Raw genomic sequence first — 11,308 nt, 5'->3', positions numbered from 1 at the left:
AAGCTAAATGGGAACTAACAACCTAGTTTTTTTGGAAGTTATTGAATGGTTTGACAATAAAGGCACAGAACTGGCCCATCGCATCCCTCAAGAAGGTTCAGCTGAAATCAAATGGGGTGCCCAGCTTATCGTTAGAAACAGTCAGGCTGCTGTATTTTATTACCAGGGACAGGCAGTAGATGCCTTTGGGGTGGGCAGACATACCCTTACCACTGCCAACATCCCCATTTTGACCAAGTTATTAAGTGTACCCTGGGGTTTTACCAGTCCCTTAAGGGCAGAAGTTTATTTTTTAAACATGAAAGTTTTCCCCAACTTAAAGTGGGGTACCAAAGACCCGGTGGCCTTTAAAGACAAAGAATTGGGGCTGGTTAGATTAAGGGCCTTTGGCAGGCTGGACATTAGAATCATTCAACCTGCTCTTTTTGTAAATTCCCTGGTGGGTACCAAGGCTTCCTTTACCATAGAAGATATTGAAGAATATTTGAGCCAGATTGTGGTTTCCAGGTTAAATGACTATCTGGGAGAAAAGGTGGACACCCTTTTTAACCTTCCAGGCAACTACAAACAATTTTCTCAAGAACTCCAACAAATCGTCTCGCAAGATTTAAGAAAATTTGGCCTGGGGCTAAGTAGCCTGTACATCAACGCCATTACTCCTCCTGAAGAAGTGCAAAAGGCTATTGATGACAGAAGCAGGGTAGAGGTATTTAAGGACCTGGGCAAATTGACCCAGCTAAAAGCAGCCATGGCCCTGGAAAAGGCAGCAGCCAATCCTGGTCAGGGAGGAGCTGGCTTTAATATGGGCATGGGCTTTATGTTTCCCTACATGCTAAAGGATGCCTTTCAAAACACTCCTCAAGAAAAGATTCGCAGCAGGTGTCCTGACTGTGGCCAGGTAGTACCTGAAAACTCTAGATTTTGTCCCTATTGCGGCCATCAAATTCTGGTTTTAAAGCAGTGCCAGAAGTGTGGGAAAAACCTCTCTCCAAAGGCTAAATTTTGCCCCAACTGCGGCACTCCCACTGAAAACAAACCCCAACCCAAAAAATGCAGCCAATGTGGCTTTGAAAATCTGCCTGACTCTTTATTTTGTAACCAATGTGGAGAAAAGCTAAGCTAGGGCATGAATTTTCAAGTTCACTATTCCTGCTCTCAATGTGGCGCTCCCTTTACCTTTGAAGAAGGGGAGCGCATTTTATATTGTCCCTATTGCCGGGTTAAATCCCTTTTAGTAGGCGAAAAATACCTTCGCTATTTTCTTCCACCTAAATACAATCAGGAAGAATGCCTGTATGTGCCCTACCTTCGGGTCAAAGGTCCTCTTTTTTTTACCACAACCCATGACCTTATTCCCCTCTGGATAGATTCCACCATTCTGGGGCTGGAAAAGCTCCACTTCCCCCTTTCCCTGGGCCTAAGAGCCCAGGCCATGCCCCTACAAATGGTCTATTCCCAGAATTTAAACCTGATCCAGGAAGAACTCTCTTTTAAACAGGCTCTGGCCAAAATAAAAAACAGATTGGCTAACAGCAAAGTACGAGGAACTATCTACTACCAAGACTTTATAGGAGAAAATTTAAGCTATATCTATCTACCCCTTTTACCTCAAAAAGGCTATTACTTTGATGCCCTGGCCCAAAGACCCCTTAGCCCGGTTTTAAACCCAGCAGAACTTACTTTTCACCAGCAGGAAAACTGGCAGCTAAATATCTTGCCAGCTCTTTGTCCCAAGTGTGGCTATACCCTGGAAGGCCAAAACAAAGATCTCTTACTTATCTGTAAAAACTGCTCCAACCTCTATTACTTTGAAACAGAAAAATTAGAAATCATAAATCCTTACCTGCTCTTTTCAACTCCAGATGACCTCTACTTACCCTTCTGGCAGTTTGAAATAGACTTTGCTGAAGAAGATAGCGCCTTAGAAAGGCATTTACACTCCTTATACCTGGTTAAAGCAGATAATCTGGTTCTAAGTATACCTGCCTTTGCAGTAAGGCCAGATTACTTTATCAAATTTGCTACTGCCCTTTCCCTTTCTCCCCTGCTTCGAACCAATAACCCCTTTTCTTTGGAAGAAAAAATAAACTATATCTCTCCCACTGTTTCCAGAAAAGAGGCCATCATTTCCTTAAGACTTATTTTGGGCAATCTGATTAAAAATAAAGAGATATTGCAGGAATTAAAGAAGTTAAAAATAAAAATTAAAAAATTTAAGCTTACTTTTATTCCCTTTATTCAAAACCACATAGAATTAATTCAACCCCACTTACAATTGGCTATCAACAAAAATAGCTTTCGATTCTTTATTCAATAGCATTCTTTTTAAATTTACCAGAAGAAAAGAAAATATTGCCACAGAAATAATCGCAGCTCCACTATTTAAGTTAAGGTAAAAACTTAAAAATAACCCTGTATAGCTAAAAAACAAACTCCAAAGCGTTGATTTGAAAATCATTTTGTACAAAGTATCACTTTTGGGTTTGGCCAGGTATACAGGTATGGTCAATAAGGAGATAAGCAAAACAATACCTACCAGTTGCATAAGTATTACCACGCTAAATCCAGCCAAAACAATTAAAATTAAAAAACAGTTATTTACTTTAATGCCTAAAGTTTTAGCATATTCACTATCAAAACTTATGGTCACAAATTCTTTGTACTTCCACCAGATAGTGCCAACCAGAAAAAAATCCAAAACACAGGCCAAACTTAAATCAGACTTGCTTAAGGTAAGAATACTGCCAAAAAGATAACTGGTAAGCTCAGTTTTATACCCAGGGGTTAAGTCCAGTAAAATAATCCCTAAAGCCATGCCTCCAGCCCAAATAATGCCCACAATGGTCTCAGAAAGCTCCCTTTGGTTCACTACCAGCAGACCAAAAACAAGGCTAAGGAAAAAGGTATAGACAAACACAGTGGGTAAAACAGGCAAGGAGAAAAAAAAGGCCAATCCCACGCCTCCAAAGGCAGCATGAGCCATGCCTCCAGCCAAGAAAACCTGCCTGTTAATTACCACCAAAGGCCCAATAAAACCACAGGCAATACTCAAAAGCAATGCAGCCACAAAGGCGTGTTGCATAAAGCTAAATTGAAAAATTTCCATTTTATTTCACCTTGGAAGCAAAGTACTTGGGTATCTCTTGAATAAATCCGTCCACAGCACAGGCATGGGTATGTTTGCCATAGATAAGGGACAGGAGTTGAGAAGAAAGCTCTTTTTCTCTACTTACTCGCACCTGCCTGTTGACCACTGCCAGGCCATCAATGCTGGCTGAAGCAATCACCAAGTCGTGGGTTACCACCACTACTGTCATTTCTCCTTTTAAAGAACTTAAGAGTTCATAAAGGCACACCTTTCCTTCAGGGTCCACATTGGCAGTGGGCTCGTCAAAAATCAAAATCTCTGGTTTACCCACCAGCGCCCTTGCCACCAGTGCCCTTTGAAACTGCCCTCCTGAAATATCAAGAATACTCTTAGAGGCCAGAGAAGAAATTCCCACCTTTTCCAGGGCCTCTTGTACCTGCTCTTTAGTTTTGGAAGCGTAAAAAAAGCCTCTTTTCTGAGAACGCACTCCCATACTGACCAGTTCAAACACAGTAAGAGGCAAAAGCATATTTTTTCTAACCTGCTGAGGGACATAGCCTATTTTGGTGGCTATCTCCTTAGCTGGTTTTCCAAAAACCTTTATCTCACCTTCCCAGGGCTTTAACAATCCTAAAATAAGTTTTAATAAAGTGGTTTTTCCTCCCCCATTAGGGCCAATAAGAGCCCAGAATTCTCCCTGAGGAATGCTTAAGTTAACCCTATCTAAGACCCTGGTTTTGCTATAGCCAAAACTAACATTTTTTAAACTAATTGCTATCTTCTGCACACTGCCCCCTTATTTTCTGGGCCATTTTCAGCAAATTTGCCTTCCAGTCTTTGGCCAAAGGGTCCACCACTTCCAGTTGCAGCTTAGCCTTCTGCACTAAAAATTGCACTTCTCTGGGATTAAATTGAGGCTGAATAAAAATGCTCTTTAACTTAAATTGGTTTATAGTATCTAGCATATGCATAAGCTCTCTAGGAGTGGGCTCTCTTCCTTCTACTTCCACACTTACCTGTTTAAAGCCATAGGTATTGGCAAAATAACCCCAGGAAGGGTGAAACACCAGAAAAACCTTTTTTTTACAGGGTGCTAAAAGTTTTCTAATCTGTGCATCCACTTCTTTTATTTCTTTTTCCAAAGCTAAGTAATTAGCCTGAAAACGCTCTTTTTGCTCTGGCCAGTTGGTTAAACAAAACTCATATATATTTTTTACCACTTGCAAACAATTTGCAGGGGAAAGCCAGATATGAGGGTCTAAAAAATGTCCTTCCTCCCTGGGTTCTTGCTCTGCCAACAAAAATTCACTGGTCTTTTGAAACTGGAGATATTTTATTCCCTGAGCACAATTTACAATTTTTAGATCAGGATTAAGCCCCTGAAAGCGCTTTAACCACACCTGCTCAAAAGGCAAATTCCAGGAAAAATAAACCTGGGCTTTGCTTAATTTCCGCAAATCAGCAGGCTTGGGCTCATAGGTATGAGGGTCTGCTCCCTCAGGAAGCATGGTTTGAACTTCCCAAAAATCTCCTCCTAATTTTTCTAAGAAATAGGACTGAGGCAAAATAGAAGTAAAAACCACAACTTTAGAATTAGCTAAACTAAAGGAAGTTAGGTTAAAAAACACAAGAGCAAAGAAAACAATTGACTTTAAAAATGTTTTCCTGGACAAATAAGGCATGCCTGCTAATTTCTGGTCTGCTTTTCTTTTAACCTTGCTTGCTGGTATGGCCACTGGCATAGGCTCTCTCCTTTCTCTAGTAAAAACTAAATCCAATCCCAAATTCTTGGCTGGTTCTTTAGGGTTTTCAGCAGGAGTAATGCTTTACATTTCCTTTGTGGAACTTTTACCTTTAGGAAAAGAATATGTTAGGAAGGCAACCACTATAAGTCAAGGCGACAGTCTGGCTATTATCTGTTTTTTTGCTGGGATTTTTTGCGTAGCTGCCATTGACTTTCTCGTTCCCTCTTATGAGAACCCACATGAGACCAGGTTAATAAAAAAACATTCCTTTCCTTCTGCAGAAAAACTCAAAAAAACAGGTCTAATCACAGCCCTGGCCATAGGTATACACAATTTTCCCGAAGGTCTGGCCACTTTTATGAGTGGCCTTAGTTCCCTGGAACTGGCCCTGCCCGTAGCTGTGGCCATTGCCCTGCACAACATTCCCGAAGGCATTGCCATTTCCACCCCTCTTTTTGCAGCCACCCAAAGCCGTAAAAAGGCCTTTTGGCTTTCCTTTGCTTCTGGACTGGCAGAACCCATAGGAGCTCTGGTGGGATTTTTCTTTCTCCGCTCCTTACTGGGACCACTTATGCTAGGGGTATCTTTTTCCTTTGTGGCTGGAATTATGGTCTTTATTTCTTTAGATGAGCTTCTGCCCACAGCAGAAGAATTTGGTGAGCATCATGTGGCCATCTACTCCCTTATAGCTGGCATGGGAGTGATGGCCACCAGTTTGTTTCTTTTAAGCTAATAATCTTAATACCCTTCGTCCCAGGTATTGTAGTGAATCCTTTCCTTCTTAAACCTATCCACCTTACTGTATTCCTGGTTGGGAAACCCCAGAGGGATAAAAGCCAGAGGGACGACCTCTTCAGGGAGTTTAAATAAGCGCTGAAAACCTTTAACCCTTTCCTCTACTGGATAAATACCAGTCCAAACAGCGCCCAGGCCCAGGTCATGCACAGCTAACAAAAGGTTTTCCACAGCAGCAGAAAGGTCTTGCACCCAGAAACCTGGAAACTTTTCCAGCTTTAATTCAGCACAAACCAAAATGCCCAGAGGAGCTTCTACTGCCATTTTAGCATAGGGATTTAACTTAGGAATTTGTTCCAAGATCTCTTTACTATCCACCACAATAAAGTGCCAGGGTTGAGCATTGCCAGCTGAAGGTGCAGCCATGGCAGCGCGTAAAACCGTTTCCAGCATCTCCCTGGGAATAGGGTCTGGTTTAAACTTGCGAATACTTCTTCGGCTAAAGATGGCTTCTAAGGTCTCCATTTAACTTCACTCTCCTTATTTTTTTACAATCTTAAACTCATCCCTTCTATTTTTGGCCCAGGCAGTTTCATTGTGGCCAGGATCCAGGGGATATTCTTCTCCATAGCTTACAATTTGCATTCTATTGGCTTCTACTCCCAAAAGAATCAAAAACTCATAGGCAGCACGGGCCCTTTTTTCACCCAGAGCCAGGTTATACTCTTCTGTGCCCCTTTCATCACAGTGTCCTTCTATAATCAACATCAAGTCAGGATGGGCCTTTAACACTTCTGCCTTTTTTTGCAAAACCTGTCTGGCCTCTGGTTTTAGTTCGTAAGAGTCAAAATCAAAGAAAATTCTTTCACCTATAATCTTCAGGGCCTCTTCTTTAGAAGCTTCCTTAGCCTGTTTTTCCTTTAGTTCCTTTTCCTTTAACTCCTGTAATTCCCTGGCTCTTTTTTCCTGAAGCTCTTTCAAGCCTTTAATTTCACTTCCTTGAGTCTGCTCGCTTACAGAAGTATCTCCAGTAGTGGCAGGAACAACTACTTTTTTCTTGGCACAACCCACAGTAAGCACACCTAAAAACAAACCAACTACCACCAATACTTTAATCTTCATAAAATCTTCCTCCTTCAAAAATCAAAGATTATTTACTCCAATTTATGCACCCAGGCAGGAGAATAGGCATTTAACTCCTGCGTATCTACCAGATAAGGGCCATCTCCATTTATGGTGGTAAGATAGAGTTTGTACTTACCACTTCGATTGGAACTAAAAAGGACAAAATAGCCATCTGAAGCAATAAAAGGCTCTTCATCATTTCCAGGACCAAAACTTATCTGTTTTTCCTGTCCACTTTCCAGATCGTGCACAAAGATACGGTGCCCTTCAGCAAGTAATCTGGAAAAAACCACCAGCCTGCCATCAGGGCTTAACACTGCGCTGGTATTGTATTTGCCTTCATAACTTACCCTTCTAATCCTGTTTTCCTTTTTAAGCCAAACAAAAATATGGGGATTGCCTAATCTGGCCGAGGTAAACACCATTTTTTCTCCATTACGGGCAAAAAAGGGAGAAATGTCAATAGCCCAATGTGAAATCAAGGTCTTTTTTATCTTAAAATCCTTGCTCAGAAGATAAATATCTGGATTGCCTTTTACATCCAGACTGACCACAATCTCTCCCTCTGGAGTAAATATGGGAGAAATAATACTATTGCCAGGTAACAGATGCTTTTCCAATTTATTACTTTGCTTATCCCAGAGCCCTAAAAAATGCCTTCCGTGCTCAATCAGAGTAAAAACAATCTTCTCTCCCCTAAAATCCCAGGCCGGACTGGCAATAATGCCATCTACCTCCAGCAACTTTTTTAAACCATAACCATCAGCATAAATCTCGTATAAAGCCTGTTTTTGCCTTTGCTTGTGCACAAAAACTATGGGCTCAGAAAATAAAGAATCCCTGCCTGTAAACTGCTGTAAAAGAGCACCACAAAAACTGCGCAAAGCCAAAGGAAGCTGGGCTTCACTTTGCAAATCATAGGCTTTACCTACTATTAACTGCTGTCTCAACACATCAAAGGCCCTAAGCTCTATCTCTCCCCAATTAGAACCTGGCTTTAAATTAATGGTCAGTAAAACATCTACCCTGGACAAAAGAAACTTTCTAAAATCAATATCAACCAGACCAGGCCCTTTTATCTCTCCTTTATTTAATACATCTTCTGCTGGAATAATTCTTAAAAAAGGTAATAAGCCCAGTTTATCCTTTAAGGTAGAAACCAATTTATCATCCACCCGGAATTGCTCTGCCACAAAAGGCTTGGCTATAAACAAATTTATCTTTTTGTCCCCTGGTCCGTAAATATTTATGGTCAGGGCCAAAAGAGATTGAAAATTAAAAAAAATACCAGCTAACAAAATAAAAACTATCTTTTTTATCATTTACTTCCCTCTAATTCCTGAGAATTAAATTCAATCTCAATACCTTCTCTTAAAATCTTTTCTCGAATACCTGGTGGAGGCAAAGGCAAAACTTTGGTATCTAAAATAGCCCTTAAGGCCAAACTATCATAGACTTCATCTCCAGAACTCTTTTTTAGGTGATACTCTAAAATTTCACCCCTTTCATTTATCTTTATGCTAATAAAACAAATCAAAAGTTTACCAAATTTAAAATTGGGATAACGAAAATTTGCCTTAATTTTACTTTCTACTATCCCCTGGTAAAATTCTTCAATTTCTACTCCCGCACTGCCTTCTTTATCTTCTTTTACCTCTCCCTGTATCTCCTTTAAAGCAGAAACCAATTCTCCTTTTTCTTCTTTGCTTTTTAGTTTATTTTCTTTCTTTAAAGTAGATAGAGTTTTTTTATATTCTTCTTGAGCCTGCTTTCTTTTTAGTGCTTCTATTTGTTTTTTACTCAGTTTAACCTTTTGCTTGCTTCCGCCAATAGTGGCAATCTTTTGTCCGGTTTTAATCTTTATTTTAGCTTTTTTATAGGAATAGGTTTTGGCCTTTTTTTTCTTTAAGGTAACTAAATTTAGCTCATATCTGATTTTAGCTGGTCTTTTATAGTCTATATTATTCTGAATCTGGTAAACAAAGATATAGACCAAAAACAAGTGAAAAAATAAAGAAAAAATAAAACCAACAACTTTCATCTAATCTTGTTCTTCCTCTTCCACAATAACTCCCAATTTTTCTATTCCTGCTCCTTTCACCTTACTCATTACCTTAATTACTTCTCCATAGTTTACATCTCTATCTGCCTTTAAAAAAACCATCTCTTTATTTTTAAAATTCTTTTTTAAAAAGTTTTCCAATTCTTCAGCACTTACTTTATAAGTATCTACATATATGGAGCCATCTTTTTTAAGGGTTATGAGCATGTTTTCTGCATCTTCAGGCAAAGTGGTTACAGTTTCGGCCTTGGGCAAGTCCACCTCTACCCCTTGCGTTAGCATGGGAGCTGTAACCATAAAAATAATTAACAAAACCAACATTACATCCACAAAAGGAGTAACATTGATTTCTGAAAGCAAAGAATCATTTGGGGAAGTTTTCACTATTTTTCTCCTTGTTTAAGCAAGCTTAAGTTCCTTTCCAAAAGATTCAAAAAGACATTGGCCAGGATATCCAGATCCTTATCCACATCCTGCAATTTGGTTATAAAGTAGTTGTAAGCCATGGTAGCAGGAATAGCTACAGCTAACCCAATGGCAGTGGCAATCAGGGCCTCCGAAATACCTGGTGCTACTGTGGACAGGGAAGCGCTTTTCTGCAAGCCAATGGCATGAAAGGAATGCATAATGCCCCACACTGTACCAAAAAGCCCAATAAAAGGAGCAGAATTGGAGCAGGTGGCCAGAAAAGCCAAGCTCTTTTTTAGGCTCAAAAAAATCTCTGTCCTGGAGTTGAGTAAAGACCTTTGCAGATTTTCTTTAATGATTTCTTTTTTCTCCTGTTCAGAAGCATTTAACTGGCCAATTCGCTTTAATTCAAAAAGGGCTTTTTGGAGCATGGCGCTACCCACCCTGGAACTATGGGTTTCTAACACATTTTTTAAAGAGCCCAGGTTACTGCTTTCTTCTGTTAATCTACGCAGCAAGTGAACATCCCTTCTGGCCTTTAAAAAGGTTAAGAACTTGAAAAAAATAATAGCCCAGGAATAAATGGACATACAAAGTAAAACCACCAAAACCACTTTTACGGCCAGAGTAGCCTTTAACACCAGAGCCCAGGCAGGATTAGTCCCTAAAAAATCCATTGCTTTTCTCCTTTATTTCTCTTCTTCTAAAAAACTCACTATTTGAGGTAAAACCTCTTCAGCTCCCCTTGCTATTTTCAAATCTGAAACGCCTTCATAGGCACTAGGCCCCAGGTTTATCTCTATCACCTTACCTCCTCTGGCCTTGACCATAGAAGGAAGGGTGTTGGCTGGAGCCACCTCTCCGGAAGTACCTATAACCAGCATTAGGTCTGCTTTCCTACTTAAATCCTGGCTCAAATACAAGGCCTTTGTGGGAATAGCTTCCCCAAAAAAGACCACATCTGGCCTGATTACTCCCTGACACTTGCTACAAAGCCAGGGAAGCTCCTCTTTTTTCAAACTAAAGGCCTTTTCCCTGGGATATTCTAAGCCACAAAGATTGCAATAAAACCTATTTACTCCCCCGTGAAACTCTATAACTTCTTTAGAACCTGCCTCCTGATGCAGTCCATCAATATTCTGGGTAATAATGGCCTTTAAAATTCCCCTGGCTTCTAACTCAGCCAGAGCAAAGTGGGCAGGGTTGGGCCTGGCCTGTTTAAATAATAACACAGCTTCTCCCAAAAATTCCCACACTCCTTTGGGATTAAACTTTAAGGCATAGTCAGAACAGACTTCCCAGGGATCAAACTTAGACCAAAGCCCGCCCGGGCTTCTAAAGTCAGGAATCCCACTGGGTACAGAAATGCCCGCGCCAGTAAGAGCCAGAGCAAACCTGGCTTGCTTTAACCATCTAGCTGCTAATCTACACTTTTCTTCCATGGCTCCTGCTCCGTATTTTTTCCACCAGTTCTAAGCTGTTGTTTTCTAGCAGGTTTACCTCTTCTAAAGTCAAACCTGCTCCCAGGGCAATCCTGGTCCTTAGTTCTTTAGAAACCAGGTCAGAAGGGCTATGGGCATCATTATTGATTACCACCTTTGCCCCCCGGGCTAAAGCCAATTTTAAAACATGACCATTGGTAAGGCTATGCCCCTTTCTGGTGCTTAGTTCCAGGTAAACTCCCTTTTCCCTGGCCAGGTCAACTTCTTCTGGAGAAATGAGCCCTGGATGGGCTAAAATATCTGCTCCACCTTCCAGGGCTGCCAGATTGGTCCCCTTTTGAACTGGCTCCACAATGGTTTCACCATGCACTACCACATACTGGGCACCCAAAGCCCTTGCCTGGGCAATGGTCTCTGGAATCAGGGCTGGAGGCACATGAGTCAATTCTACCCCCACCAATACCTCTATGTCTGCATAGGTACTGTAAAGAGTGGATAGAGGTAAAAGATTGTGCAAAATAAGTTCTAGATTACTGTGATCAGCATGATCACTTAAGCCTATCACCTGATAACCTGCATATCTGGCCCTGCGAATAAGCTCTGCTGGAATAAGCTCTCCATCACTAAAGGTAGTATGAGTGTGTAAATCAATCATTGTTCCTCCCCTTTAACTAACTAATTTTATACATAATTTAAACTTTAT

The 11,308-nt window shown here is 40.7% G+C and carries 14 protein-coding genes; 3 read left to right on the top strand and 11 right to left on the bottom strand.

What is annotated here, in order from left to right; all coding sequences use genetic code 11:
• The first annotated feature begins 7 nt into the window (after nucleotides 1-7).
• Nucleotides 8-1,123 (top strand): SPFH domain-containing protein, encoded by a 1,116-nt coding sequence (locus ACTCIM_RS05680; protein WP_029966639.1) that lies wholly within the window; start codon nucleotides 8-10, stop codon nucleotides 1,121-1,123.
• Between the two features lie 3 nt (nucleotides 1,124-1,126).
• On the top strand, nucleotides 1,127-2,317 hold the full coding sequence (locus ACTCIM_RS05675; protein ID WP_472314369.1) for a hypothetical protein: 1,191 nt from the start codon (nucleotides 1,127-1,129) through the stop codon (nucleotides 2,315-2,317).
• On the opposite strand, the gene ACTCIM_RS05670 is transcribed toward ACTCIM_RS05675, so the two are convergent.
• The 3 genes from ACTCIM_RS05670 to ACTCIM_RS05660 are packed head-to-tail and all read right to left on the bottom strand — an operon-like array spanning nucleotide 2,270 to nucleotide 4,830.
• Nucleotides 2,270-3,106, bottom strand: a complete 837-nt coding sequence (locus ACTCIM_RS05670; protein WP_472314366.1) for a metal ABC transporter permease — start codon at nucleotides 3,104-3,106, stop codon at nucleotides 2,270-2,272. The genes ACTCIM_RS05675 and ACTCIM_RS05670 overlap by 48 nt on opposite strands.
• A 1-nt stretch (nucleotide 3,107) precedes the next feature.
• Nucleotides 3,108-3,875: a metal ABC transporter ATP-binding protein gene (locus ACTCIM_RS05665; protein WP_029966642.1), complete on the bottom strand. Its 768-nt coding sequence runs from the start codon at nucleotides 3,873-3,875 to the stop codon at nucleotides 3,108-3,110.
• Entirely contained in the window at nucleotides 3,856-4,830 is a 975-nt protein-coding gene (locus ACTCIM_RS05660) for a metal ABC transporter solute-binding protein, Zn/Mn family (RefSeq protein WP_472314364.1), read from the bottom strand. Before ACTCIM_RS05660 ends, ACTCIM_RS05665 begins: the two co-directional genes overlap by 20 nt.
• Between ACTCIM_RS05660 and zupT the strand changes: the two genes are divergently transcribed.
• On the top strand, nucleotides 4,769-5,566 hold the full coding sequence (gene zupT, locus ACTCIM_RS05655) for a zinc transporter ZupT (protein ID WP_029966646.1): 798 nt from the start codon (nucleotides 4,769-4,771) through the stop codon (nucleotides 5,564-5,566). The two genes, ACTCIM_RS05660 and zupT, sit on opposite strands and share 62 nt — an antisense overlap.
• Before the next feature lie 5 nt (nucleotides 5,567-5,571).
• Here the strand turns inward: zupT and ACTCIM_RS05650 are convergent, their stop codons facing one another.
• Genes ACTCIM_RS05650 through ACTCIM_RS05615 form a run of 8 tightly spaced genes read right to left on the bottom strand, consistent with a single transcriptional unit; the run spans nucleotide 5,572 to nucleotide 11,260 of the window.
• Complete coding sequence (locus tag ACTCIM_RS05650) at nucleotides 5,572-6,093, bottom strand: nitroreductase family protein (protein ID WP_472314361.1); 522 nt, start codon at nucleotides 6,091-6,093, stop codon at nucleotides 5,572-5,574.
• Nucleotides 6,094-6,108: 15 nt separating this feature from the next.
• A complete protein-coding gene (gene pal, locus ACTCIM_RS05645; protein ID WP_464280108.1) occupies nucleotides 6,109-6,690 on the bottom strand; it encodes a peptidoglycan-associated lipoprotein Pal in 582 nt (193 codons plus the stop codon).
• 32 nt (nucleotides 6,691-6,722) lie between these two features.
• Complete coding sequence (locus ACTCIM_RS05640; RefSeq protein ID WP_464280109.1) at nucleotides 6,723-8,015, bottom strand: hypothetical protein; 1,293 nt, start codon at nucleotides 8,013-8,015, stop codon at nucleotides 6,723-6,725.
• Nucleotides 8,012-8,734 (bottom strand): TonB family protein, encoded by a 723-nt coding sequence (gene tolA, locus ACTCIM_RS05635; RefSeq protein ID WP_029966655.1) that lies wholly within the window; start codon nucleotides 8,732-8,734, stop codon nucleotides 8,012-8,014. The genes ACTCIM_RS05640 and tolA overlap by 4 nt, the downstream gene beginning before the upstream one ends.
• A complete protein-coding gene (tolR, locus tag ACTCIM_RS05630; protein ID WP_029966657.1) occupies nucleotides 8,735-9,139 on the bottom strand; it encodes a protein TolR in 405 nt (134 codons plus the stop codon). It lies immediately after the preceding gene.
• Nucleotides 9,139-9,840 carry a MotA/TolQ/ExbB proton channel family protein gene (locus ACTCIM_RS05625; RefSeq protein ID WP_029966659.1) on the bottom strand — a complete coding sequence of 234 codons (702 nt, stop codon included), beginning with the start codon at nucleotides 9,838-9,840 and terminating at the stop codon, nucleotides 9,139-9,141. Before ACTCIM_RS05625 ends, tolR begins: the two co-directional genes overlap by 1 nt.
• A gap of 12 nt (nucleotides 9,841-9,852) precedes the next feature.
• On the bottom strand, nucleotides 9,853-10,605 hold the full coding sequence (locus ACTCIM_RS05620) for an NAD-dependent deacylase (protein ID WP_029966661.1): 753 nt from the start codon (nucleotides 10,603-10,605) through the stop codon (nucleotides 9,853-9,855).
• Nucleotides 10,589-11,260, bottom strand: coding sequence for a histidinol phosphate phosphatase domain-containing protein (locus ACTCIM_RS05615; RefSeq protein WP_464280113.1), 672 nt, complete (start codon nucleotides 11,258-11,260; stop codon nucleotides 10,589-10,591). The genes ACTCIM_RS05620 and ACTCIM_RS05615 overlap by 17 nt, the downstream gene beginning before the upstream one ends.
• Nucleotides 11,261-11,308: the final 48 nt, after the last annotated feature.

Source organism: Desulfonauticus sp., from assembly GCF_055126295.1.
The sequence above is the reverse complement of the archived record's forward strand: the minus strand, read 5'-3'. Positions and strand labels throughout refer to the sequence as shown.